Source organism: Bacillus sp. FSL K6-3200 (assembly GCF_038630485.1).
In the GTDB taxonomy this organism is placed as follows: domain Bacteria; phylum Bacillota; class Bacilli; order Bacillales; family Bacillaceae; genus Bacillus; species Bacillus safensis.
In genome coordinates, this window is sequence record NZ_CP152032.1 from 1314611 (window position 1) to 1341348 (window position 26738).

General features: G+C 42.0%; 26 protein-coding genes and 2 other annotated features. All 26 genes read right to left on the bottom strand.

What is annotated here, in order from left to right; all coding sequences use genetic code 11:
• Positions 1–35 precede the first annotated feature (35 nt).
• Complete coding sequence (gene tuf / locus MHI60_RS06655; RefSeq protein WP_047203802.1) at positions 36–1226, bottom strand: elongation factor Tu; 1191 nt, start codon at positions 1224–1226, stop codon at positions 36–38.
• A 118-nt stretch (positions 1227–1344) separates the two neighbouring features.
• On the bottom strand, positions 1345–3423 hold the full coding sequence (gene fusA, locus MHI60_RS06660; protein WP_048240166.1) for an elongation factor G: 2079 nt from the start codon (positions 3421–3423) through the stop codon (positions 1345–1347).
• Between the two features lie 54 nt (positions 3424–3477).
• A complete protein-coding gene (gene rpsG, locus MHI60_RS06665) occupies positions 3478–3948 on the bottom strand; it encodes a 30S ribosomal protein S7 (RefSeq protein WP_003216884.1) in 471 nt (156 codons plus the stop codon).
• A gap of 122 nt (positions 3949–4070) precedes the next feature.
• Positions 4071–4490, bottom strand: coding sequence for a 30S ribosomal protein S12 (gene rpsL, locus MHI60_RS06670; RefSeq protein ID WP_003216962.1), 420 nt, complete (start codon positions 4488–4490; stop codon positions 4071–4073).
• Between the two features lie 113 nt (positions 4491–4603).
• Positions 4604–4852: a 50S ribosomal protein L7ae-like protein gene (locus tag MHI60_RS06675; RefSeq protein WP_024425593.1), complete on the bottom strand. Its 249-nt coding sequence runs from the start codon at positions 4850–4852 to the stop codon at positions 4604–4606.
• Between the two features lie 145 nt (positions 4853–4997).
• On the bottom strand, positions 4998–8597 hold the full coding sequence (gene rpoC / locus MHI60_RS06680) for a DNA-directed RNA polymerase subunit beta' (RefSeq protein ID WP_144473084.1): 3600 nt from the start codon (positions 8595–8597) through the stop codon (positions 4998–5000).
• Between the two features lie 61 nt (positions 8598–8658).
• Entirely contained in the window at positions 8659–12240 is a 3582-nt protein-coding gene (rpoB, locus tag MHI60_RS06685; RefSeq protein WP_007496297.1) for a DNA-directed RNA polymerase subunit beta, read from the bottom strand.
• Between the two features lie 255 nt (positions 12241–12495).
• Positions 12496–13101 (bottom strand): class I SAM-dependent methyltransferase, encoded by a 606-nt coding sequence (locus tag MHI60_RS06690; protein WP_024425591.1) that lies wholly within the window; start codon positions 13099–13101, stop codon positions 12496–12498.
• A gap of 96 nt (positions 13102–13197) precedes the next feature.
• On the bottom strand, positions 13198–13563 hold the full coding sequence (gene rplL, locus MHI60_RS06695) for a 50S ribosomal protein L7/L12 (RefSeq protein WP_008345418.1): 366 nt from the start codon (positions 13561–13563) through the stop codon (positions 13198–13200).
• Positions 13564–13611: 48 nt separating this feature from the next.
• Positions 13612–14112, bottom strand: coding sequence for a 50S ribosomal protein L10 (rplJ, locus tag MHI60_RS06700; protein ID WP_024425590.1), 501 nt, complete (start codon positions 14110–14112; stop codon positions 13612–13614).
• Between the two features lie 69 nt (positions 14113–14181).
• Positions 14182–14322 (bottom strand) — a sequence feature (ribosomal protein L10 leader region).
• Positions 14323–14371: 49 nt separating this feature from the next.
• Complete coding sequence (gene rplA / locus MHI60_RS06705) at positions 14372–15070, bottom strand: 50S ribosomal protein L1 (protein ID WP_003217271.1); 699 nt, start codon at positions 15068–15070, stop codon at positions 14372–14374.
• A 99-nt stretch (positions 15071–15169) separates the two neighbouring features.
• Positions 15170–15595: a 50S ribosomal protein L11 gene (rplK, locus tag MHI60_RS06710; protein ID WP_003216956.1), complete on the bottom strand. Its 426-nt coding sequence runs from the start codon at positions 15593–15595 to the stop codon at positions 15170–15172.
• Positions 15596–15766: 171 nt separating this feature from the next.
• Entirely contained in the window at positions 15767–16300 is a 534-nt protein-coding gene (gene nusG / locus MHI60_RS06715) for a transcription termination/antitermination protein NusG (protein ID WP_003217197.1), read from the bottom strand.
• Positions 16301–16471: 171 nt separating this feature from the next.
• Complete coding sequence (gene secE / locus MHI60_RS06720; RefSeq protein WP_008345422.1) at positions 16472–16648, bottom strand: preprotein translocase subunit SecE; 177 nt, start codon at positions 16646–16648, stop codon at positions 16472–16474.
• A gap of 34 nt (positions 16649–16682) precedes the next feature.
• Complete coding sequence (gene rpmG / locus MHI60_RS06725) at positions 16683–16832, bottom strand: 50S ribosomal protein L33 (RefSeq protein WP_008356502.1); 150 nt, start codon at positions 16830–16832, stop codon at positions 16683–16685.
• 76 nt (positions 16833–16908) lie between these two features.
• Entirely contained in the window at positions 16909–17565 is a 657-nt protein-coding gene (sigH, locus tag MHI60_RS06730) for an RNA polymerase sporulation sigma factor SigH (RefSeq protein ID WP_008345424.1), read from the bottom strand.
• Between the two features lie 63 nt (positions 17566–17628).
• Complete coding sequence (gene rae1, locus MHI60_RS06735; protein ID WP_024425589.1) at positions 17629–18141, bottom strand: ribosome-dependent mRNA decay endonuclease Rae1/YacP; 513 nt, start codon at positions 18139–18141, stop codon at positions 17629–17631.
• A gap of 2 nt (positions 18142–18143) precedes the next feature.
• Positions 18144–18893 (bottom strand): 23S rRNA (guanosine(2251)-2'-O)-methyltransferase RlmB, encoded by a 750-nt coding sequence (rlmB, locus tag MHI60_RS06740; RefSeq protein WP_034665632.1) that lies wholly within the window; start codon positions 18891–18893, stop codon positions 18144–18146.
• The gene (locus tag MHI60_RS06745) at positions 18877–19308 is read right to left on the bottom strand and encodes a Mini-ribonuclease 3 (protein WP_024425587.1); all 432 of its coding nucleotides are present in this window, start codon (positions 19306–19308) and stop codon (positions 18877–18879) included. The genes rlmB and MHI60_RS06745 overlap by 17 nt, the downstream gene beginning before the upstream one ends.
• Positions 19309–19311: 3 nt before the next feature.
• Complete coding sequence (gene cysS, locus MHI60_RS06750; protein ID WP_144486222.1) at positions 19312–20712, bottom strand: cysteine--tRNA ligase; 1401 nt, start codon at positions 20710–20712, stop codon at positions 19312–19314.
• Positions 20709–21362, bottom strand: a complete 654-nt coding sequence (gene cysE / locus MHI60_RS06755) for a serine O-acetyltransferase (protein ID WP_024425585.1) — start codon at positions 21360–21362, stop codon at positions 20709–20711. Before cysE ends, cysS begins: the two co-directional genes overlap by 4 nt.
• 82 nt (positions 21363–21444) lie before the next feature.
• Positions 21445–21675 (bottom strand) — a binding site (T-box leader).
• Positions 21675–23126 carry a glutamate--tRNA ligase gene (gltX, locus tag MHI60_RS06760; protein WP_095407550.1) on the bottom strand — a complete coding sequence of 484 codons (1452 nt, stop codon included), beginning with the start codon at positions 23124–23126 and terminating at the stop codon, positions 21675–21677. It overlaps the preceding feature by 1 nt.
• 94 nt (positions 23127–23220) lie before the next feature.
• Complete coding sequence (ispF, locus tag MHI60_RS06765; RefSeq protein ID WP_003216928.1) at positions 23221–23697, bottom strand: 2-C-methyl-D-erythritol 2,4-cyclodiphosphate synthase; 477 nt, start codon at positions 23695–23697, stop codon at positions 23221–23223.
• Positions 23698–23700: 3 nt separating this feature from the next.
• Positions 23701–24390: a 2-C-methyl-D-erythritol 4-phosphate cytidylyltransferase gene (ispD, locus tag MHI60_RS06770; RefSeq protein ID WP_003217158.1), complete on the bottom strand. Its 690-nt coding sequence runs from the start codon at positions 24388–24390 to the stop codon at positions 23701–23703.
• Between the two features lie 13 nt (positions 24391–24403).
• Entirely contained in the window at positions 24404–25504 is a 1101-nt protein-coding gene (locus MHI60_RS06775; protein ID WP_095407564.1) for a PIN/TRAM domain-containing protein, read from the bottom strand.
• A 153-nt stretch (positions 25505–25657) separates the two neighbouring features.
• On the bottom strand, positions 25658–26737 hold the full coding sequence (gene disA, locus MHI60_RS06780; protein ID WP_024425581.1) for a DNA integrity scanning diadenylate cyclase DisA: 1080 nt from the start codon (positions 26735–26737) through the stop codon (positions 25658–25660).
• Between the last annotated feature and the right edge of the window lies 1 nt (position 26738).

Sequence of the window (26738 nt, forward strand, 5' to 3'; positions counted from 1 at the left end):
AGACCCTTTTGCAAGGAGTCTCTTTTATATGTTTATTACTTAATGATAGTTGAAACGACGCCAGAACCTACAGTACGTCCACCCTCACGGATAGAGAAACGAGTTCCTTCTTCGATAGCGATAGTAGAGATAAGTTCAACTTCCATCTCAGTGTTATCGCCAGGCATTACCATTTCAGTACCTTCTGGAAGATGTACGATACCAGTTACGTCAGTTGTACGGAAGTAGAACTGCGGACGGTAGTTAGCGAAGAATGGAGTATGACGTCCACCCTCTTCTTTAGAAAGTACATAAACTTCAGCTTTGAAACGGCTATGTGGAGTGATTGTACCTGGTTTAGCAAGTACTTGACCACGTTGGATATCTTCACGAGATACACCACGAAGTAGTGCACCGATGTTGTCACCAGCTTCAGCATAGTCAAGAAGTTTACGGAACATTTCAACACCTGTAACAGTTGTTTTACCGTTTTCTTCTTGAAGACCGATGATTTCAACTTCGTCACCGACTTTAACTTGTCCACGCTCAACACGACCAGTAGCAACTGTTCCACGACCAGTGATTGAGAATACGTCCTCAACTGGCATCATGAATGGCTTCTCAGTGTCACGCTCTGGAGTTGGGATGTACTCATCAACCGCATCCATAAGTTCAAAGATTTTTGCTTCGTAATCAGCATCTCCTTCAAGAGCTTTAAGAGCAGAACCTTTGATAACTGGTACATCGTCACCAGGGAAGTCATAGTCAGAAAGAAGGTCACGAACTTCCATTTCAACAAGTTCAAGTAACTCTTCATCGTCAACCATGTCACATTTGTTAAGGAATACTACGATGTAAGGTACACCTACGTTACGAGAAAGTAGGATGTGCTCACGTGTTTGTGGCATTGGACCGTCAGCAGCAGATACTACTAAGATCGCGCCGTCCATTTGAGCAGCACCAGTGATCATGTTTTTAACATAGTCAGCGTGTCCTGGGCAGTCTACGTGTGCATAGTGACGAGATTCAGTTTCATACTCAACGTGTGCAGTTGAGATTGTGATTCCACGCTCGCGCTCTTCTGGAGCACCATCGATTTGGTCATAAGCCATAGCTGTACCTTTACCAGATTTCTTATGAAGAACTGTTGAGATAGCAGCAGTTAGAGTTGTTTTACCATGGTCAACGTGTCCAATTGTACCAATGTTAGCATGCGATTTGGAACGGTCGAATTTTTCTTTAGCCATTCTAAAAATCCTCCTTAAAGGTTCATTGTATTTGGTATAGAGTGATAGAAAGTGAAGAGTTACCTCTCACTTTCTGATCTTCAATAGTAGTTATACTTTAGTTTAAAGGCAAAATCAATTATTCACCTTTATTTTTTTTGATGATTTCTTCACTGATGCTCTTAGGCACTTCTTCGTAGTGATCCATGTGCATAGTGAAAGTACCGCGTCCTTGTGTGTTAGAACGGAGTGCAGTTGCATATCCGAACATTTCAGAAAGTGGAACCATAGCGCGAACAACTTGAGCGTTACCGCGAGCTTCCATACCTTCTACACGTCCACGACGAGATGTGATATCACCCATGATGTCTCCCATGTATTCTTCAGGGATAACGACTTCCACTTTCATCATTGGCTCAAGTAGAACTGGGTTACATTTGCTAACAGCATTTTTCAATGCCATAGATGCAGCAATTTTGAACGCCATTTCGTTCGAGTCAACATCGTGGTAAGATCCATCAAATAATTTTGCTTTGATGTCGATTAATGGGAATCCAGCTAATACACCATTTTCAAGTGAATCTTCAAGACCTGCTTGAATTGCTGGAATGTATTCACGTGGAACAACCCCACCGACGATTGCATTTTCAAATTCGAAGCCTGCGCCTTCTTCGTTTGGTTCGAATTCGATCCAAACGTGTCCGAACTGACCGCGTCCACCAGACTGACGTACGAATTTACCTTCAACTTTTGCACCAGAACGGAATGTTTCACGGTACGCAACTTGAGGAGCACCTACGTTAGCTTCAACCTTGAACTCACGCTTCATACGGTCAACAATGATATCAAGGTGAAGCTCACCCATACCAGAGATGATCGTTTGACCAGTTTCAGGGTTTGTTTGTGTACGGAATGTTGGATCCTCTTCAGCTAGTTTAGCTAAAGCGATACCCATTTTATCTTGGTCAGCCTTTGATTTAGGCTCGATAGCTACATCGATAACTGGCTCTGGGAATTCCATAGACTCAAGGATAACAAGATCTTTCTCGTCACAAAGAGTGTCACCAGTAGATGTATCTTTAAGACCTACAGCTGCTGCGATATCCCCTGCATATACAGTAGAGATTTCTTCACGGCTGTTAGCGTGCATTTGAAGGATACGTCCAACACGTTCACGCTTGTTCTTAGAAGAGTTCTTCACGTATGAACCAGAATCAAGTGTTCCAGAGTATACGCGGAAGAAAGTTAGTTTCCCAACATAAGGGTCAGTCATAACTTTAAACGCAAGAGCTGCGAATGGTGCGTCATCAGTAGACTCACGAACAACCTCTTCATTTGAATCTGGCAGGATACCTTTGATTGCAGCAACATCAGTTGGTGCAGGAAGGTAGTCAAGCACAGCGTCAAGTACAAGCTGAACACCTTTGTTTTTGAAAGCAGAACCAACAAGAACTGGGTAGAATTCAACATTCAACGTTCCTTTACGGATTGCAGCTTTCAATTCAGGAATTGTGATTTCTTCACCCTCAAGGTATTTTTCCATAAGCTCTTCATCAAGCTCAGCGACAGCTTCAATTAGGCTGCTGCGAAGCTCTTCAGCTTTGTCTTTATACTCAGCAGGGATTTCTTGTGCATCAGAGCGAGTTCCAAGGTCATCTTCGTAGAAGTATGCTACGTTTTCTACAAGGTCGATGATTCCTTCGAATTGATCTTCAGCGCCGATCGGCAATTGAATTGCATGAGCGTTCGCTTGAAGACGATCTCTTAATGTGCTTACAGAGTATAGGAAGTCCGCACCGGTTTTATCCATTTTGTTAACGAATACGATACGAGGTACTCCGTAAGTTGTTGCTTGGCGCCAAACTGTTTCAGTTTGTGGCTCTACACCTGATTGTGCATCAAGGACAGCAACCGCACCATCAAGTACACGTAAAGAACGTTCAACTTCAACAGTGAAGTCTACGTGTCCTGGTGTATCGATGATGTTTACACGGTAACCTTTCCATTGTGCTGTAGTAGCAGCAGAAGTGATTGTAATACCACGTTCTTGCTCCTGCTCCATCCAGTCCATTTGTGAAGCTCCTTCGTGAGTTTCACCAATTTTATGGATACGACCAGTGTAGTACAAGATACGCTCAGTCGTTGTCGTTTTACCGGCATCGATGTGAGCCATGATACCAATATTACGAGTTTTGTCTAAGGAGAACTCTCTTGCCATTGGGTAATTTCTCCTTCCTCATTAGGGAATAGTTTTTTTAGTTTGGTATAAATCCTACCAGCGGTAGTGAGCGAATGCTTTGTTCGCTTCTGCCATTTTGTGTGTATCTTCACGTTTCTTAACAGCAGCACCAGTGTTGTTAGCTGCGTCAAGGATTTCGTTAGCAAGACGCTCTTCCATCGTTTTTTCTCCACGAAGACGAGCATAGTTTACTAACCAGCGAAGACCTAAAGTAGTACGACGGTCTGGGCGAACTTCTACAGGAACTTGGTAGTTAGCTCCACCTACACGACGTGCTTTAACTTCAAGAACTGGCATGATGTTTTTCAAGGCTTGTTCGAAAACCTCCATCGCTTCATTACCAGTACGTTCTTTGATGATATCAAAAGACTTGTAGAGGATTGTTTGTGACTTTCCTCTTTTACCGTCGATCATCATTTTGTTGATCAAACGAGATACAAGTTTAGAATTGTAAATTGGATCTGGTAATACGTCTCTTTTTGCTACAGGACCTTTACGTGGCATCTGAATAGCCTCCCTTCTCTTTTAAAAGGATTTCTATCTGTCTCTCATCTCAAATATCATTGTCAGTTACCTGACTCCACTGATCTGATATCAACTTCTAAAAACCCTTATGTTTGTTTGTATTATTTGCTTTGTTTAGGGCGTTTTGTTCCGTATTTAGAACGTCCTTGCATACGACCGTCAACTCCGGCAGTATCAAGCGCACCACGAACGATGTGGTAACGTACACCCGGTAAGTCTTTTACACGTCCGCCACGGATAAGTACTACACTGTGCTCTTGTAGGTTATGTCCGATACCAGGAATGTAAGCTGTTACCTCAATCAGGTTAGACAAACGTACACGAGCATATTTACGTAGTGCTGAGTTTGGTTTTTTCGGTGTCATTGTACCGACACGAGTACAAACCCCGCGCTTCTGTGGAGATGTTACGTTAGTGTGCTCTTTTTTGAAACTGTTGTATCCTTTGTTAAGTGCAGGAGACTTTGAGTTTTCAACTTTACTCACGCGTCCTTTGCGTATTAGCTGATTAATTGTAGGCATGTTGTTATTCCTCCCTTCATTACTTTTTTTATAACCCACATACCCAGGTGGTTCATCAAAAGGCAAAAAACAATGCTTTTGCATTTTATACATGCAAAAACAAAACAAGTACGCTATAACATAATGGCAACAGCTGCTGCCCCAACTTCAATTCCGCAGGCCTTGCCGAGCTTTTTCATGGAATCTACCACTAAAATGTCTACACCCTTCTCTTGCGCTAGTTTCAATACACTAGCGGTTAAAGCAGGATCAGCATCTTTCGCTACGACGACTTCCTTTACTGAATCTCGTTTCAGAGCTTTTACTGTTTGCTTCGTACCAATAATAATGGATTGAGCCTGTGATACTTTATCATAAGACATCGAATATCCTCCAAAGTAACAGGTTTTATTTTGAGCACCTTGGTTATATTATCATCATGGCAGAAGGATGTCAATATCGTATGACAGATTATCTTGACATCCTTCACCATTTTTTGATGATTTTATAGGAATCTCACGAAAAAGATTACTCTACAGGAACCATGTCGTCAGACGGCTGCACTTGCGAAACCGGCTTAACTTTACGGTAGTTTGGCATTCCCGTTCCAGCAGGAACAAGTTTACCGATGATAACATTCTCTTTCAAGCCAAGCAGTTCATCACGTTTTCCTTTGATCGCCGCATCTGTTAAGACACGAGTCGTTTCTTGGAAGGATGCAGCAGACAAGAATGAGTCTGTTTCAAGCGAAGCTTTTGTAATACCAAGAAGAACTGGACGGCCTGTTGCAGGACGTTTGCCTTCGAATAGTACTTTTTTGTTCGCTTCAGTGAATTGATGTACATCAAGAAGTGTGCCTGGTAATACGTCTGTATCCCCTGCATCAGCGACACGCACTTTACGAAGCATTTGGCGAACCATTACCTCTACGTGCTTATCTCCGATTTCTACCCCTTGCATACGGTATACTTTTTGTACTTCATGAAGCAGATATTCTTGAACAGCTGTCATGTCAGTCACTTTAAGAAGTTCTTTCGGATCGATCGAACCTTCTGTCAGTACTTGACCACGAGTGACTTTGTCACCTTCAACAACTTTCAGACGTGCATTGTAAGGAGCTGTGTAAGAACGAGTTTCAACTTCGCCTTGAACCACAATTTCCTGCTGCTTGTCACGAACATCGTTAATTTCAGCAACGACACCATCAATTTCAGAAATTGTCGCTTGCCCTTTCGGATTACGCGCTTCAAATAGCTCTTGGATACGAGGTAGACCTTGTGTGATATCGTCTCCTGCTACCCCACCGGTGTGGAACGTACGCATTGTAAGCTGTGTTCCTGGCTCACCGATTGATTGTGCAGCGATGATTCCAACTGCTTCACCGACTTCAACGTCAGTACCAGTTGCAAGGTTACGGCCGTAGCATCGTTTACATACACCATGAGGCGTGTTACATGTAAATGCAGAACGGATCCATACTTCCTCAATTCCTGCTTCAACTACTTCAAGTGCCTTATCTTCATCAATTAGTTCGTTTTCGGCTACAATGACTTCGCCTGTTTCAGGATGAACAATTGGTTTTCTTGCAAAACGTCCGATCAGACGTTCTTCAAGTTTCTCAATAATTTCATTTCCTTCTTTAATGGACTTCGCCAAGATTCCACGGTCTGTACCGCAATCTGTTTCACGGATGATGACATCCTGTGCAACGTCAACGAGACGACGCGTGAGGTAACCTGAGTCAGCTGTTTTAAGGGCTGTATCGGCAAGACCTTTACGCGCACCGTGAGTGGAAATAAAGTATTCCAATACGGTTAAACCTTCACGGAAACTAGATTTAATCGGAAGTTCAATGATACGTCCAGCCGGGTTGGCCATCAGACCACGCATACCAGCCAGCTGAGTGAAGTTAGATGCGTTACCACGCGCTCCAGAGTCACTCATCATGTAGATTGGGTTGACTTCATCAAGGGACTTCATCAGTTTACCTTGGATGACATCTTTAGAAGAACTCCAGATTGAAATAACTCTCTCATAACGCTCTTCTTCAGTAATCAAACCACGTCTGAATTGCTTCATAACGTTATCTACTTTTGCTTGTGCTTCTTCAAGGATCTTCTGCTTATCATCTAGTACGACGATATCAGAAACACCAACCGTAATACCGGCTTTAGTAGAGTATCTGAAACCAAGATTTTTCATGCGATCAAGCATTTTAGATGTCTCAGTGATATGGAATCTCTTAAAGATTTCCGCAATGATTTTACCTAAAATACCTTTTTTGAACGGCGCATTGATTTCTTGTTTCTCGATCGCAGCTTTTACATCCTCACCTTTTTCAAGGAAGAAACGATCAGGCGTTTTTTCTTCAATATTGCTCTTTGTCGGCTCATTCATGTATGGGAATGATTCCGGTAAGATTTCGTTAAAGATCAATTTTCCAACTGTTGTAATCAACAATTTAGAACGCTGTTCATCAGTAAATGTGACATTCTTCAACGAGCTAGCTGCAACAGCTACACGTGTATGAAGATGCACATAACCATTTTGATAAGCTAGAAGGGCTTCGTCAGTATCTTTGAAGACCATACCTTCTCCGATAGCACCTTTGCGCTCAAGTGTAAGGTAGTAGTTACCAAGCACCATATCCTGAGATGGCGTAACAACTGGTTTTCCATCTTTCGGATTCAAAATGTTTTGAGCAGCAAGCATTAAGATACGAGCTTCAGCTTGAGCTTCAGCAGATAATGGTACGTGAACCGCCATTTGGTCACCGTCAAAGTCAGCGTTGTAGGCTGTACATACAAGTGGATGAAGACGAATTGCGCGTCCTTCCACAAGTGTAGGTTCAAACGCTTGAATACCAAGTCTGTGAAGAGTCGGTGCACGGTTTAGTAAGACTGGATGCTCACGAATAACTGATTCTAAAACATCCCATACTTCCGGCTGCACGCGCTCAATTTTACGCTTCGCACTCTTGATGTTGTGAGCTAATCCTTTTTCAACAAGCTCCTTCATCACGAATGGTTTGAATAATTCAAGAGCCATCTCTTTCGGAAGTCCACACTGATACATTTTCAAATGTGGTCCTACGACGATAACTGAACGTCCAGAATAGTCAACACGTTTACCAAGCAAGTTTTGACGGAAACGTCCTTGTTTCCCTTTCAGCATGTGAGAAAGAGATTTCAATGGTCTATTTCCTGGTCCTGTTACTGGTCGGCCTCTACGTCCATTATCAATCAAGGCATCGACAGCTTCTTGAAGCATACGCTTCTCGTTCTGAACGATGATGCTTGGCGCGCCAAGATCTAATAAACGCTTCAGACGATTGTTACGGTTGATGACACGACGATAAAGGTCGTTCAAGTCAGAAGTAGCAAAACGTCCACCATCAAGCTGAACCATTGGACGTAATTCTGGCGGAATAACCGGAAGTACATCAAGAATCATCCAAGATGGTTTGTTTCCTGAGTTACGGAAGGCTTCTAACACTTCAAGGCGTTTGATCGCACGTGTACGGCGCTGTCCTTGAGCAGTTTTCAGCTCTTCTTTCAGTGTATCTACTTCTTTTACAAGATCGATATCTTGAAGAAGTTTGTTGATTGCTTCTGCACCCATAGCTGCTTGGAATGTATTACCGTATTTATCTAAATAAGCACGGAATTCTTTCTCAGAAAGAAGTTGTTTCTTCTCAAGCGGTGTGTTGCCCGGATCTGTCACGACGTAAGAAGCGAAGTAGATCACTTCTTCTAACGCACGTGGTGACATATCAAGAACAAGACCCATACGGCTTGGGATACCTTTGAAATACCAAATGTGGGAAACTGGGGCAGCCAGTTCGATATGCCCCATTCTCTCACGACGGACTTTTGCCCGTGTTACTTCTACACCACAACGGTCACATACAACACCCTTATACCGAACGCGTTTATACTTCCCACAATGACATTCCCAGTCTTTTTGCGGTCCGAAGATACGTTCACAAAAGAGACCATCTTTTTCAGGTTTCAGTGTACGATAGTTAATCGTTTCAGGCTTTTTCACTTCACCAAAAGACCAAGAACGGATTTTATCAGGTGATGCGAGACCGATGTTCATATACTCAAAATTGTTCACATCTAGCAAGGGGCCTACCTCCCTTTTAATCTTCGGGTTATACCCTAGTCACTTGCTCTAATCGTTTCTTCTATTCTTTTGTGACTGCGTCACGTTCAAGATCGACAGGTGCGAGGTCTGCAGCATCTTCGTCATTAGATAACGCTAATCCGTCTGCTTTCTTCGTTTCCTCATCGTCTTCTAAATCTCTCATTTCTATCTCTTCTTCATCGCCAGATAGGATTTTGACATCCATACCTAAACTTTGAAGTTCTTTAATTAACACTTTGAATGATTCAGGGACACCTGGTTCAGGTACGTTATCCCCTTTGACGATGGCTTCGTATGTTTTCACACGACCCACAACGTCATCCGATTTAACTGTTAAGATCTCTTGAAGTGTATATGCTGCACCGTAAGCTTCAAGTGCCCATACTTCCATCTCTCCGAAACGCTGACCACCAAACTGAGCTTTACCGCCAAGTGGCTGCTGCGTAACAAGTGAGTATGGTCCAGTTGAACGAGCGTGAAGTTTATCGTCAACCATGTGAGCCAGTTTGATCATGTACATGATTCCGACAGATACACGGTTGTCGAATGGTTCACCAGTTCGACCGTCATAAAGGACTGTTTTCGCATCACGGGACATACCTGCTTCTTCAAGCGTTTCCCAAACATCTTCCTCGCGCGCACCATCAAATACTGGTGACGCAATGTGGATGCCAAGGTAACGTGCAGCCATACCCATATGAAGCTCAAGTACCTGACCGATGTTCATACGAGATGGTACCCCTAGAGGGTTCAACATGATATCGATCGGTGTTCCGTCTGGAAGATAAGGCATATCTTCTTCTGGAAGGATTTTAGAGATAACCCCTTTGTTACCATGTCGTCCGGCCATTTTGTCACCTTCAGAAATCTTACGCTTCTGAACGATGTATACGCGGACTAACTGGTTTACACCTGGAGGTAATTCATCTCCATCTTCACGGTTAAAGACTTTTACATCGTGGATAATTCCGCCGCCGCCGTGTGGAACACGCAGTGACGTATCACGAACTTCACGAGCCTTTTCACCGAAGATTGCATGTAATAGACGTTCTTCAGCTGTTAGTTCAGTTACACCTTTAGGCGTTACTTTTCCTACAAGAAGGTCTCCGTCTTTTACTTCTGCACCAATACGGATGATTCCGCGCTCGTCAAGGTTGCGTAAAGCATCTTCCCCAACGTTTGGAATATCACGAGTGATTTCTTCTGGTCCAAGCTTTGTATCACGAGCTTCTGATTCATATTCTTCAATATGAATAGACGTGTAGACGTCATCTTTTACAAGGCGCTCACTCATGATGATCGCATCCTCGTAGTTGTAACCGTCCCAAGTCATGAATCCGACCATAACGTTACGTCCTAGAGCCAATTCACCTTTTTCCATAGAAGGTCCGTCTGCAAGGATTTCTCCTTTAACGACTTCATCTCCAACACTTACGATAGGACGCTGGTTGTAGCAAGTCCCTTGGTTAGAGCGGACAAATTTCAGCAAGCTGTATTTGTCTAGGTTTCCTTTGACTTGTTGTCCGTCAACGTCTTCATAACGGCGAACCCAAATATTTTTTGCTTCTACACGTTCTACAACACCTGGGTAGCGGCAGATGACAGCAGCACCAGAGTCTTTACCTGATACGTACTCCATACCTGTACCAACAATCGGTGATTCTGGCTGCATCAAAGGTACAGCCTGACGCTGCATGTTCGCTCCCATTAGAGCACGGTTAGAGTCATCGTTTTCTAAGAATGGGATACATGCTGTCGCTGCAGAAACAACCTGCTTTGGCGAAACGTCCATGTAGTCAACGCGGTTTCGAGGAACAACGGTGTTTTCCCCTCTGAAACGAGCAATGATATTATCATCGATAAACGAACCATCTTCACCTAATATAGCGTTCGCTTGTGCTACTACGTAGTTATCCTCTTCATCAGCAGTTAAGTAATCGATTCTCGGTGTCACTTTACCAGTTTCAGGATCAACCCGGCGGTAAGGTGTTTCGATAAATCCGAAGCGATTCACTTTTGCAAATGAAGATAGAGAGTTGATCAAACCAATGTTTGGACCCTCTGGTGTTTCAATCGGACACATACGTCCATAGTGAGAGTAGTGAACGTCACGAACTTCCATTCCTGCACGCTCACGTGTCAAACCACCCGGTCCAAGCGCTGACAGACGACGTTTGTGCGTCAATTCAGCAAGCGGGTTTGTTTGATCCATGAACTGAGAAAGCTGAGAACTACCAAAGAACTCTTTGATAGAAGCGATCACAGGACGAATGTTGATCAGCTGCTGAGGTGTGATCGTGTTTGTGTCTTGAATCGACATTCTTTCACGAACAACACGCTCCATTCTGCTTAAACCAATACGGAATTGGTTTTGCAGAAGTTCACCTACAGAACGCAGACGACGGTTACCAAGGTGGTCGATATCATCTGTGTCACCTACACCATGAAGAAGGTTGAAGAAGTAACTGATTGATGCAATGATGTCAGAAGGCGTGATGTTTTTCACAGCTTCCTCTACATATGCATTACCAATCACGTTGATCACTTGCTCGCCTTCTTGATCAGTCGGTGCATAAATCTTAATAGATTGAAGTTCTACTTCATCTTCTACTACGCCACCATTAGGATAAAGCTTTCTAAATCCGATGCCGTTTTCTAAGTATGGAAGAACTTTATCAAGAACTCTTCTGTCTAAAATTTGACCTTTTTCTGCTAGAATTTCACCTGTTTCAGGATCAACTAACGTTTCAGCCAATTTTTGATTGAACAGTCTATTTTTAATATGAAGCTTCTTATTAATCTTGTAGCGTCCAACATTTGCTAAGTCATATCTCTTCGGATCGAAGAAGCGAGAGTCTAGCAAGCTTTTCGCATTTTCAACAGTTGGCGGCTCTCCAGGACGGAGGCGCTCGTAGATTTCGAGAAGTGCTTTATCTGCATTCTCTGTATTGTCTTTTTCCAGCGTATTGCGTAAGTATTCATTCTCGCCAATGAGGTCAAGAATCTCTTGATCAGAGCTGAAGCCGAGAGCACGCAAAAGAACCGTAACCGGCAACTTACGTGTGCGATCGATGCGTACATAGACTACATCCTTCGCATCAGTTTCGTATTCTAACCATGCGCCACGGTTTGGAATGACAGTCGCAGTAAAACCTTTTTTACCGTTTTTGTCTACTTTACCACTGAAATATACACTTGGAGAACGCACTAACTGAGAAACGATTACACGTTCCGCACCATTAATGATAAAAGTACCTGTGTCTGTCATGATTGGGAAATCCCCCATGAACACATCTTGGTCTTTTACTTCTCCAGTTTCTTTGTTAATTAAACGAACTTTTACTCTTAGTGGAGCAGAGTAAGTTACATCACGTTCTTTTGATTCTGCTACAGGATACTTAGGATCCCCTAGGCTGTAATCAATGAATTCAAGAGAAAGGTTACCAGTAAAATCCTCAATTGGGGATATATCTTGAAACATCTCTCTAAGACCCTCATCAAGAAACCACTGATAAGAAGAGGTTTGAATTTCAATGAGATTTGGTAATTCTAACACTTCGCTTATGCGTGCGTAGCTTCTGCGCTGGCGGTGTCGTCCATACTGAACTAGTTGACCTGTCAACTGATTCACCCCTCAAATCATGCGTATTATATGTGTAAAAAGTATTTCTGTCTTTCAAATGTCAGTAAAGAAATACTTTTACAAGACAAAAGAAAAAAGGGTTTCTAAAATAAGAAAACCACATCCAAAAACAAATACCGATTTTATTAGTTTTCCCAAGTATGCATAATTTATACAAAATAGTTGTTTTTTAAGCCTATCAAGCAAAATATACACATTGGCATTTTATAATGTTAACACAGCTAGGAAACTGCGTCAAACTTTTTTAGCTTTGATTATATAGTAGCCCTTTTTTTTCAGTACAACCTCGACTTCTCCAAAGAGCTGCTCTAATTTTTCAATCGCAGATGGCCCACCTTGCTTTTTCTGAATAACCACCCACAACTCACCTTCCGGCAATAAATGATCAGCACTTTTTTCAAAGATCGCATGTACAACTTTCTTCCCTGCCCGTATTGGGGGATTGGTCAGTATAGAGGCAAAAGCAGCTGAGGAATGAACATTCGAGAACAAATCACTTTGATAGATGCGGACATTATCAATGCGATTATGTTTAGCGTTTTCCTTTGAAAGTTCGACTGCTCTTTCGTTCACATCAATCATATGAATGGTACGGCTAGTCATTTCGTTTGCTAACGATAAGCCGATCGGTCCATAACCGCAACCGACATCTAAGACATCGCCATCCAAGTCAGGTTCTTCGAAAGCTTCAATTAAAAGCCTTGAACCAAAGTCGACTTCTTTCTTAGAAAACACTCCACTGTCACTTGTAAAAGTAAAGGTACGGTTTCTCAAGGTGAAGTCCCATGTCTGTTTATTGCTTTTCACTGATGGCTTTTCCGTATAATAGTGGTCACTCATTGTGAATGGACCTCCTCTGGATTCAATCGTTTCAGGAGATTAGAAAAGAAAAAGCCCGCCAGTAAAAGCGAGCTTTCCCAAAAGATTAGGCGAAGATTACTTAACTTCTACAGAAGCGCCAACTTCTTCAAGCTTAGCTTTAAGTTCTTCAGCTTCTTCTTTAGCAATACCTTCTTTAAGTGGTTTTGGAGTGTTGTCAACAAGTTCTTTAGCTTCTTTCAAGCCAAGACCAGTGATTTCACGAACCACTTTGATAACTTTGATTTTTTGGTCTCCAGCACCAGCAAGTACTAGATCAAAATCAGTTTTTTCTTCAGCAGCAGCACCGCCACCAGCAGCTACAGCTACAGGAGCAGCAGCAGTTACGCCAAATTCTTCTTCGATTGCTTTTACTAAGTCGTTTAACTCAAGTACAGTTGCTTCTTTAACTGAAGCAATGATTTCTTCGATATTTAAAGCCATTTGTAATTCCTCCATTTTAAGTTTTTTTACGTAAACGTAAAGTACGCATTAAGCGCCTTGTTCTTCTTTTTGATCTGCAACTGCTTTAGTAGCAAGAGCAAGGTTACGAACTGGAGCTTGAAGAACGCTAAGCAACATAGAAAGTAAGCCTTCGCGAGACGGAAGTTCCGCAAGAGCCTTCACTTCTTCTACAGTCGCTACGTTTCCTTCGATGACACCAGCTTTGATTTCTAAAGCTTCGTGGCTTTTCGCAAATTCGTTGATGATTTTCGCAGGTGCGATAACATCTTCGTTACTGAATGCGATAGCGTTTGGACCTGTTAAGAAATCGTTTAAACCCGTTAGTTCAACTTGTTCAACTGCACGGCGAGTCAAAGTGTTTTTGTAAACTTTGAATTCTACGCCAGCTTCACGAAGCTGTTTACGAAGTTCAGTCACTTCAGAAACTGAAAGACCGCGGTAATCTACAATGACAGTAGACATACTATCTTTAAATTTAGAAGTAATTTCATCAACGACAACTTTTTTAGTATCGATTGCATTGCTCATGGTTACACCTCCTGTACATTCTTTGTGTAACACTTATACCGATCAGGCCATCACGTTCCTAACGAACGGTTCTCCATATAAAAAGCCTCCATTAAGACATGGAGGCTGTATATACAAGCATACGTTAACGTAAGACTGTGACATATACACCTCGGCGGGTTATTTAAGCCATAAGGCCCCTGCTGTCTACGGTATAAATGGACATTATTCTATTTTACAACATTTTGATATTATCAAAATGGTTGTCATAAGTCAAGAATTATTTTGCAGAGAAAGAAGATGGATCCACTTTCACGCCAGGGCCCATAGTAGATGTAACAGAAACGTTTTTCACGTATACACCTTTAGCCGCTGCAGGTTTTGCTTTAAGGATTGTGTCATAGATTGTTGCAAAGTTCTCAACAAGCTTTTCGTCCTCGAAAGAAACCTTTCCGATTGGCGCGTGGATGTTACCAGCTTTATCAACGCGGTATTCTACTTTACCAGCTTTGATTTCATTGATTGCTTTTTCAACTTCGAACGTTACAGTTCCTGTTTTAGGGTTTGGCATAAGACCTTTTGGTCCAAGAACACGACCGATCTTACCAACTTCACCCATCATGTCAGGTGTCGCAACGATTACATCGAAATCGAACCAGCCTTGTTGGATTTTAGTGATGTAATCAGAATCTCCAACGTAGTCTGCTCCAGCAGCTTCTGCTTCTTTTGCTTTTTCGCCTTTAGCGAACACAAGAACGCGTTGAGTTTTACCAGTTCCGTTAGGAAGTACAACTGCACCGCGGATTTGTTGATCGTTTTTACGAGGGTCTACGCCCAAACGAAAAGCAACTTCTACAGTCGCATCAAATTTCGCTGTATTTGCTTTTTTTGTAAGAGAAACAGCTTCAGCTACATCATACGCTTTAGTACGTTCGATCAGCTTAGCAGCTTCTACATACTTTTTACCTTTTTTAGCCATTATAAAAATCCTCCTTATGTGGTTTTAGCGGAATAACCTCCCACGAATAAGGGTTGCGAACTTGTCAAAACCAAACTCGCAACCCAACAAGACAAAAAATTAATCTTCGATGACAATACCCATACTGCGTGCAGTACCTTCAACCATGCGCATAGCTGATTCAACGCTAGCAGCGTTTAAGTCAGGCATTTTTGTTTCCGCGATTTCGCGAACTTTATCACGCTTAACAGTTGCCACTTTATTACGGTTAGGTTCACCAGAACCAGACTCAATACCAGCTGCTTTTTTAAGTAAAACTGCAGCAGGTGGAGTTTTAGTAATAAATGTAAATGAACGGTCTTCAAAAACCGAAATTTCAACAGGAATGATAAGACCAGCTTGGTCAGCTGTACGAGCGTTAAACTCCTTACAGAATCCCATGATATTAACACCGGCTTGACCTAGTGCAGGTCCAACTGGTGGAGCTGGGTTAGCTTTTCCAGCAGGAATTTGCAATTTAACAACTTTAACTACTTTTTTAGCCACGAGACACACCTCCTTAAAGTCCGTGATGTGGTAATAGGGGAATCCCCCTCCCACTCAACAACTTCATTCTTTATATGAATGACGAAATAACTAGCTAGCGATCTTGAGTGAACTCAAGACGTACCTTTGCTATATTACCACTTCTATACACTCATTTCAAGCTCTTTTGAATTACAATTTATCGATCTGTGTGAACTCAAGTTCAACAGGTGTTTCTCTACCAAACATATTAACGAATACTTTGACTTTGCTTTTATCGTAGTCAATTTCTTCAATAGAGCCAGTGAAGTTAGCAAATGGTCCATCGATGACCTTAACTGTTTCTTTTAGTTCAAAGTCGATTTCTGTTTTGCGTTCTTCAAGACCCATTCTCTTCAGAATGGTTTCAGCTTCGCCTGGCAGCAGCGCAGTCGGCTTTGAGCCTGATCCAGCTGATCCAACGAATCCAGTGACACCCGGTGTATTACGCACGACATACCAAGAGTCGTCAGTCATCACGATTTCCACTAGGACATAGCCAGGGAATACTTTCTTTTTGACAACTTTTTTCTTACCATTTTTAATATCAGTTTCTTCTTCTTCTGGTACGACGACGCGGAAGATTTTATCCTGCATGCCCATTGATTCAACACGCTTTTCCAAGTTCGCTTTTACTTTGTTTTCATAGCCAGAGTACGTATGCACAACATACCAATTCTTTTCCATTTTCGTTCAGGACTATTTAGTCCTTCCCTCCCCACATTTCGTAATGTCTATTTGACGAATCTCGAGTACCGGTAAATATTTTCAAGCAATTGAAAAAACCCGTAAAACGGGTTTTTTGGCAAGTCATATTATGATCTATTATAGCACGTTCAGCAGACCATTATTCAAGTATTAATGAATTAATTCGATTAATTGTGAGATTCCTATATCAAGAAAAGAGAAAAAGATGGCAAAGAATACGACTGTTAAAATAACAGTGATTGTGTAGCGGACCATTTCGTTCTTCTTTGGCCAGCTGACCTTTTTCATTTCTTTTCCGACACTTTTTAAGAAACTGATAATACGCATGTAAAAGACCTCCACAGATTAAAGAACGCAAATCTTACTTCGTTTCTAAATGTGTTTTATGTGAATTACAAGTCTTGCAATATTTCTTAACTTCTAATCTTTCAGCTGCTGAAGCAACACTTTTCATTGTCGTATAATTGCGGCTTCCGCAGTCTTTACAGGCTAGAGTAATCTTTTTCCTCATTTTTACACCTATTTTCTCGACATCATTTCATTAGTACCTTATCACAGTGTCGAAAAAGCTGTCAATATAGGTTTGATTAGAGACTAATCTCGCGAAGCTCTAAATATTTCTCTAATTTTCTCTTTACTCTTTGGAGTGCGTTATCAATTGATTTCACATGACGGTTTAAATCTTCAGAAATCTCCTGATAGGATCTGCCATCAAGATAAAGCACAAGTACCTTTCTTTCCAGCTCGCTTAGCAGTTCACCCATCTTCATTTCGATATCATCAAATTCTTCTTTGCTAATGATTAAATCTTCTGGGTTAAGCGCTTTAGCACCGGAAATGACATCCAATAAAGTTCTGTCCGATTCTTCATCGTAGATCGGTTTGTCTAATGATACATAGGAATTTAACGGGATATGTTTTTGGCGAGTAGCTGTTTTAATTGCGGTGATAATTTGGCGGGTAATACATAATTCTGCAAAAGCCTTAAATGAAGTAAGCTTGTCCTCTCTGAAATCGCGGATAGACTTATAAAGTCCGATCATTCCCTCTTGGACAATGTCCTCTCGATCCGCTCCTATCAAGAAATAAGATCTTGCTTTTGCACGTACAAAATTGCGGTATTTCGTTATTAAATAATCTAGCGCATCACTATCTCCGACATGAACCCTTTCAATGACTTGTTCATCTTCCAACTGGCAAAATTGCTCTCTGATGGACTTACCCTTGCTGTTGTTTAGATTCACTTCGATCCCCCCGACCGCACCTAGATAGAAATATTATACATTAATGGTTGAAATATCGTCAAGCTATTCCAGATTCCCACGCCGCCATTTTTCAAACGTTTTCAATACATCTTCTGACAATTCAATCTTAGATGCTGGTTTATCAGAAGTAATCTTTTTGACCCTCGTTTCAATCTTTCGTTCTATCACTTCAATCTCTCTTAAAAGCTCACGAGCCGACTTCCGAAGAGCACCTTGTCCAAAAATAGCCCATTGTTCCGTAAAATCTGAGGTTGCCACATGAATTTGCGTCCGAATATTATTCAAATCCTGTGCCAGTTTTTCAATCCGCTCATCCGCCGTTTCATTCTCTCTCGTAAAGATGACCTCTACTCGGTGATTAGTCCGCTTTTTTTCAATTCCTTTGACCATATGGGCATCGAATACGACAATGACTCGATACCCTGTGTATGCTTGATATTCTGCTAAATGTTGAATCAGCACGTCTCTGGCTTCTTCAAAGCTGTTTTCCTTTAAGTGCTGCAGCTGAGGCCATGCACCTATCATGTTGTATCCATCGACTAAGAGGATATCCATCTCTATTCTCCTAACGGATAACGTTTTCGATACACTTCATACATCAATAGACTAGCGGCAACTGATGCGTTTAACGAAGTAACCTTCCCGGCCATAGGCAGTTTAATTAGAAAATCACACTTTTCCTTAATCAATCGGCCAATTCCTTTTCCTTCACTGCCAATCACAAGAGCCAGCGGCATTGTACCATCAAATTGTCTGTAATCCTGTTTAGCAGACGCATCTGTTCCCGCAACCCAGATTCCTCTTTCTTTCATTTCATCAAGGGCTCTTGAAAGATTGGTTACTTTAGCGACTGGAATATGCTCGATTGCTCCAGTGGATGCCTTAGCAACTGTTGTTGTTAGACCGACTGCTCTCCTTTTCGGAATGACAATCCCGTGTGCACCTACAGCATCTGCCGTACGCATAATAGATCCTAAATTATGCGGGTCTTCAATTTCATCTAAAATCAGAAAGAAAGGCTGTTCATTCCGCTTTTCAGCGATTTGATACAGATCGTCCAATTCTGCATATTCATATGCTGCTACTTGTGCAACGATTCCCTGGTGCTGACCTGTAACCATTTGATCAAGCTTTTTCCTCGGAACATACTGAATGGTGATATTTTGCTTTTTAGCGAGTTCAATGACCTGCTGGGCTTGTCCTTTTACAGTGTTTTCTGCCATCCAGAGCTTGTATAACTCCCGATCTGACTTCAGTGTCTCAATCACTGCATTTTTCCCAATGACATAATCATGTTGCTGACTCATTTGTCTTCCTCCCTGACGTTCCGATTTCAATCGCCTGACCAATCAGCTCTTCTAAGCGTTCGTCCTGCTTTTCGATAAATAAATAACCCATGAGCGCTTCAAACGCTGTACTATAACGATACGTTTGAACGTCTGTGTTTTTAGGCACTGTGCCTGATTTTGCGTTTCTTCCTCTTTTCAGCACCGCTTCTTCTGCTTCAGTGAAAAAACCTTGCTGCTGAAGCGTAAATAAAATAGCAGCTTGTGATTTTGCTGAAACAATTTTGCTTGCTCGTTTGTGCAGCTCATTTGGTTTTGTCGCCCCCGTTTGGAGGAGGTGATGCCTCACATATACTTCAAAAATGGCATCACCCATATAAGCTAGCGCAAGTCCGTTCAGCTGTTTACCGTCTTTCAGCTTTTCAAAATTCAACATTGCCTATTCTCCTCTTTTCCAGCGAGTACCTTGAGGAGTGTCCTCCAACACAATATTCATGCTCTTTAATTGATCACGTATTTGATCAGATAGGGCAAAGTCACGATTTCTTCTAGCTTCATTACGTTTTTCAATTAACGCTTCAACCTCTTCGTCAAGCGTGTGCTTTTCTTCTAATGAGAAGCCAAGAACAGACGTAATTTCTTGGAACAAGCCGATAAATGCCTTGATCACTTCCTCCGAAGTATGATCATTTTCCATATAATAATTCGCCTGTTTCGCTAATTCGAATAAAACAGAGATTGCATTTGCCGTATTGAAGTCATCGTTCATTTCAGAAATAAATGTCGCACGCTGCTCTTCAACTTTTGCCAGCCATTCAGCATTGTCTTCCGTGATATTCGTGCTGCTCTCAAGACGATGATGTAAATTCGCATACGATGTCTTGAGTCGGTTAAACGCACTCTTTGTACTTTCTAATAAATCCATTGAGTAGTTAATTGGGTGACGATAGTGAACCGACAACATAAAGAAGCGGAGCACATCAGGATCTTGTTCTTTCACAATGTCATGCACCAGCACAAAGTTGCCAAGTGATTTTGACATTTTTTCATTATCAATATTAATATACCCGTTATGCATCCAATACTTCGCAAAAGGCTTCCCTGTCAAAGCCTCAGATTGGGCAATTTCATTCTCATGGTGCGGGAATGTTAAGTCCTGCCCGCCAGCATGAATGTCGATCGTATCACCTAAATATTTTTTGACCATTGCCGAGCATTCGATATGCCAGCCTGGGCGTCCTTCGCCCCACGGGCTATCCCAAGAGATCTCCTGATCCTTTGCAGCCTTCCAAAGAGCAAAGTCCAGTGCATCTCGTTTCTTTTCACCTACACGAATACGGGCACCTGTCTTCAGCTCATCAATTGATTGGTGAGAAAGCTTTCCATAGCCTTCAAATGAGCGTGTGCTGTAATACACGTCGCCATCTGCTTCATAGGCGTAGCCTTTTTCAATCAATGTCGCAATAAACGCAATGATATCATCCATGTTTTCCGTCACTCGCGGGTGAAGGTCTGCTTTTTTGCACCCTAGTGCACTGACGTCTTCGAAGTAGGCCTGGATAAACCGGTCAGCAATTGTCGGCACATCTTCTCCGAGTTCGTTGGCTGCTTTGATGAGTTTATCATCCACATCTGTAAAGTTTGATACAAAGTTCACATCGTAACCGCTGTATTCCAAATACTTACGTACAGTGTCATAAACAATAGCAGGTCTAGCATTCCCGATATGAATGTAGTTATAAACGGTTGGTCCGCACACATACATCTTGACCTTTCCTGGCTCAAGCGGGACAAATTCTTCCTTCTTACGTGTCAATGTATTATAAATATTGATTGTCATGATTGTTCTTCCTTTCTGCTCAATGAAGCCAGCTCACCTTTTAGCTTTTCCATTTCTCGTTCCAATTCTTTAAAACGATCAGAAACTGGATCTGGCAAATCTTGATGATTGAGATCACGATTGATTTTCTTTCCATTTTGAACGACGACTCGCCCAGGTATACCTACAACGGTGGAATGATCCGGGACGTCCTTTAACACGACCGACCCTGCACCAATCTTGGACCCTTTTCCAACCGTGATAGAACCAAGCACCTTGGCACCTGTCGCAATGAGGGCATCGTCTAAAATGGTCGGATGCCGCTTTCCCTTTTCTTTCCCTGTTCCCCCTAATGTCACGCCTTGGAAAACAGTGACGTTGTCTCCAATTTCACATGTTTCCCCGATCACGACGCCCATGCCGTGATCAATGAAGAACCGCCTGCCAATGGTTGCCGCTGGGTGAATCTCCACCCCTGTGAAAAAACGGCTGACCTGAGAAATGATCCGCGCAATAAAATACAGCTTACGCTTATAAAATGCGTGCGCAATACGGTGAGCCCAAATCGCATGAAGCCCTGAATAGGTTAGCACTACTTCAATATAGCTTCTAGCAGCAGGATCTTGATCAAACACAGTATCAATATCTTCTTTCAGCATTTTGAAAAACACATGCTCCCCCCGTTCTTCCCCATCAATCTCTCTTAGGACTTGCTCTCTTTTTTTGGACAAATAAAAAACGCCTCTGCCATATGACAGAGACGTTTTGAAAACGCGGTTCCACTCTGTTTAGAAAGCCAATTATCTTGCAGCCTTCTCAACTTAATCCCATAACGGAGGGTACCGCCCTTGCATACTAACATACGTGTTCCTCAAGGGTCTTGAGGGTGCATTTCCAATGTCTTCCCATAAGTCTCTTTCAGCCGGTGGAGACTCTTTCTGTGATGGACGAGTACATTGTACTTCTCCCTCGCAACGATTTCTTTATATTTGTTTAATGCGGTTTAATACCGTTTCTTTACCTAGCAATTCAATACTTTGCGGAAGTTCTGGGCCATGCGTTTGTCCTGTGACAGCCACACGAATCGGCATGAATAGTTTCTTGCCTTTATGCCCTGTTTCTTTTTGTACCGCTTTAATGGCAGCCTTAATTTCATCAGGTGTGAAAGACTCAAGCTGTTCAAGCTGACCTGCAAAAGATGCCATAACTTCAGGTACTTGCTCCTCTGCTAGAACTTCCTTTGCCTCTTGATTATACTCAATTTGCTCCTTAAAGAACAACTCTGTTAACTCAACAATTTCTGCTCCGTAGCTTAATTGTTCGTGATACAGAGAAATAAGCTTACGTACCCACGTGTTTTCTTCTTCAGTCAGCTGCTCGCTTACCTTGCCTGCCTTTTGAAGATGCGGAAGTGTTAGTGCCACAACCTGATCAAGATCAAGTGCTTTCACGTATTGGTTGTTCACCCATTTTAGTTTATGCATATCGAATAGAGCTGGTGACTTAGAAAGTCGGTTCACATCGAAAATGTCGATGAATTGCTCTTTTGTAAACAGTTCTTCTTCGCCTACTGGAGACCATCCAAGTAATGCAATAAAGTTAAACAGGGCTTCAGGTAAATAGCCTAAATTCTTATATTGCTCGATGAATTGAATAATCGATTCATCACGTTTACTTAATTTCTTACGGTTCTCGTTCACAATCAACGTCATATGTCCGAATAGCGGAACATCCCAGCCAAATGCATTAAAAATCATGATTTGTTTAGGGGTATTTGAAATATGATCTTCTCCGCGAAGAACGTGAGTCATTTTCATCAAATGATCATCCACAGCTACTGCAAAGTTATAAGTTGGCGTACCATCTTTCTTCACAATAACAAAATCACCAATGCCGTCTGTTTCAAATGAAATATCACCTTTGACCATGTCGTCAAATTTGATGATTTCTCCTTTTGGTACTCGGAAGCGGATGCTTGGCTCTCTTCCTTCAGCAATCAGCTTGTCCTCTTCTTCTTTTGATAAATGACTGCATTTACCAGAATATCGAGGCATTTCGCTGCGGGCGATTTGTGCTTCACGCTCTGCCTCTAGCTCTTCTGCCGTACAATAGCACTTATACGCCAAGTCCTTCTCTAACAGCTCATCATAATATTTTTTGTAAATATCATTACGCTCTGATTGTCTGTAAGGACCGTAACCGCCATCTTTATCAATGCTCTCATCCCAATCAATACCGAGCCATTGCAGGTGGCGAAGCTGGCTTTCCTCCCCGCCTTCTACATTACGCTTTTGATCCGTATCCTCGATTCGAATAATAAATTTGCCGCCTTGGCTGCGTGCGAACAAATAGTTGAAAAGAGCCGTTCTAGCATTCCCAATATGTAAATGACCAGTTGGACTCGGTGCATAACGAACACGCACTTCATTTCCCATGAGTTTAACTTCCTTTCATCTGCATCATGTTGTCTGACACCAATTTTTTATAAACGTATTTTATCATCAAAACCCATTCTCATCAAAATGGATTTTACTTTTTCTGAAGAAGCACTGTTGCCTGAGAAGCAATTCCTTCGCCTCTTCCTGTAAATCCGAGTTTCTCTGTTGTTGTTGCTTTGACATTCACCTGTGTGACATCTGCCTCAAGTGCTTCTGCAATTTTCTCACACATTGGCTGAATGTAAGGTGCCATTTTGGGTTTTTGCGCCATGATGGTGCAGTCAATATTCACAAGTGTGTAGCCCTTTTCTTTCACTAGTGCCCACACATGCTGCAATAATTTAAAAGAATCTGCATCCTTAAACTCAGGGTCAGTGTCTGGGAAATGTCTGCCGATATCTCCTTCAGCAATCGCACCTAGGCATGCATCTGCCACCGTGTGAAGCAGTACGTCAGCGTCTGAATGCCCTAGCAGTCCCTTTTCATAAGGGATGGTGACCCCGCCGATAATTAGAGGTCTCCCCTCTGTTAATTGATGTACATCAAAGCCTTGTCCTATTCTCAACATGATCTAGTACCCTCTTTCCGCATCCATAATTGCCTTGGCAACCAATAAATCATCCGGTGTTGTCAGCTTAATATTGGTATAGTCTCCTTGGACAATATACACATTCTCGCCATGTAATTGTTCAACTAGGCTGGCGTCGTCTGTTCCAAGGAAGCCTGTCCGCTCAGCATATTCATGCGCCTCTTTTAAAATAGAATGACGAAAAGCTTGTGGGGTCTGGACTGCCCACAAGCTCTGACGTTCAATGGTTTGTTCCACTTTGCCTTCTTGAACGCGTTTGATTGTGTCTTTCACTGGTACCGCCACAACTGCGGAGCCTTTTTCAATCGCTGCTTTAACGAGCAAGTCAATCTGTGTATGCTTAATAAAAGGCCTTGCCCCATCATGAACAAGCACGATGTCCGCATCTTTCACAGCCTTTAATCCTTCGTATACACTTTGCTGACGTTCTTCACCGCCAGTGACAAGTGAAACAGGCGTTTGAAAAGCGTGTACCTTGAGTAGCCTTTCAAAGTCTTGACGCTCCTCTTCATTGATCGCTAGGATCATGCGTTTGCATTGCGCATGAGCGTCAAACACCTTTAATGTATGAATGATGACCGGCATTCTTTTCAGCTCAATAAAAAGCTTATTGCGGCCGGCCTTCATTCGTTTCCCCTGCCCCGCAGCCGGAATAACTACTTCATAATACATGTTCGTTCTCCCTTTAGAGCGCCTTCTCCAGAAGTTTTGGCTTCGCAAAAATCATTCTTCCAGCAGCAGTCTGCAGCACACTAGTGACGAGCACATCGATGTCTTTTCCAATGTAATTGCGTCCTTCTTCGACCACAATCATCGTACCGTCATCTAAGTAAGCAACACCTTGGTTATGCTCTTTCCCATCTTTGATGACCTGTACCTTCATTTCTTCCCCAGGCAGTACAACCGGTTTAACGGCATTGGCTAGATCATTGATGTTTAACACTGCTACTTTTTGAAGTTCGCATACTTTATTTAAATTAAAATCATTGGTCACAACAACACCTGAAGTTAATTTAGCGAGCTTCACAAGCTTGCTATCAACCTCTTGAATGTCTTCGAAGTCACCTTCGTAAATTTCAACTTTGATATCCAACTCTTTTTGAATACGATTTAAAATATCAAGACCTCTTCGGCCTCTATTTCTCTTTAATACATCTGAAGAGTCTGCGATATGCTGTAATTCCTCGAGCACAAATTGAGGAATGACCATAACGCCTTCTAAGAATCCAGTTTGGCAAATATCTGCGATTCTTCCATCAATGATAACACTTGTGTCTAAAATTTTCAGCTTTTTATCTTCTATTTCAGGTTCATCATCAGCTGCTCCTTTTTTCTTGCTGACCTTTGCAGATCGGGAGAACAGCCCTATCATTTCATCCTTCTTCTTAAACCCTACCTGAAACCCAAGGTATCCTAAAAAGAAAGCCAGGAAAATCGGAATAATGGTACCAAAAATATGATATGGGATATTGTTTAGCGGGATCACGTTTACAATAAGATATGCTAGAATAAGTCCAAATACTAAACCGAAACTTCCAGATATAAGATCAGGAAGAGGCGCCTTCAAGAGAGAATCCTCGATCCATTTTACCCAATTTACCACATAACCTGTGCACCATTTACCAATGATGAAGAACACAAAGGCTCCTATTAGTGCTGAAGAGTAAGCATTTGTTATGAAAGGTATGTCCTTTGCATTTAAAAGCAGAAATAACTCTGGAATAATAAAAATTCCCACAACTGCACCCAAAATGATAAAAAACGCCTGAACGATTCTTTTTAACATACCTTCACCTCCTTTATTTTTCATCTGTCAATCCACCTTCATCTGACATTAATATATGTTTAAGTTTCCTATCATGAGCAACAGAAAACAAAACCATCATTAATATACCCATATTCATCCATTTTTAACCGTAATAGAGAAAAATTTCTCTTCTTAAAGCTGACGGTCAATGTAATGTTTTTCTTGTAACCTTTTTAATCCTTTTTTTATCTTTTTCGCTCTTACTTCTCCAATTCCTTCTACTTCATCCAATTCTTGTACATCCGCTTCCATAATTCGATCTAACACACCGAATGCTTCAACTACATTTTCGACGATTGGCATTGGCAGTCTAGGGATTTTATGGAGCAACCTGTATCCTCTTGTGTACACATATTCGTCAATATTTGTAGAAGCTGGATATCCAAGTAACTTGTACAGAATGGAATCATCTAAAAGCTCAAAGCTCGACATATCTTGAAGTTGTTTCAGCAGCACATACGGATCTTTGATCTTTTCTTTCACGTAATCTTTGATAAATAAAGCCGCTTCCTGCTCCATATCTGTAATCAGCTCATTGACCTGCAGACGGATCAAGTGCCCTTCTGTTCCGAGCTCTTTGATATACATATTGATTTCATTTTTGATTCTGAGTACCATTTCGTAGCGGTGCAGCACGGATAATACATCACCAAAGGTCACAAGCTCTTCAAATTCTAGGGCGCTTAACGCAGAAATGGCGTGATCTAAAATGGTTTTATATTTTTCAAGTGTCTGAATGGCTTGGTTGGCTTTTGTTAAAATAAAGCCAATATCTTTCAGCGTATAACGACGATTCCCTTGGTATAAGGTAATGACGTTCCTCCGTTCAGAAATGGCAATGATTAAGCAGCCTGTCTGCTTCGCTACACGTTCAGCCGTACGGTGCCTCATGCCTGTTTCCGATGAATGGATGGTTGCATCTGGCATCAGCTGTGTATTCGCATACAAGATTTTTTGACCAGAATCGCTAAGAATAATGGCCCCGTCCATCTTTGCCAATTCATATAAATGTGCTGGGGAGAAGGCAGAATTAATATGAAATCCTCCATCTACCACACTTTTTACTTTGTCATTATAACCAACAACAATGAGACCGCCAGTATTGGCTCTCAGGACGTTTTCAATCCCTGCCCGCAGAGGTGTTCCTGGTGCTACAAACTGTACAATATCTAAGAGATCGAGTTCTCTCGCTCCTTTTTTCTCTTTTTCCATT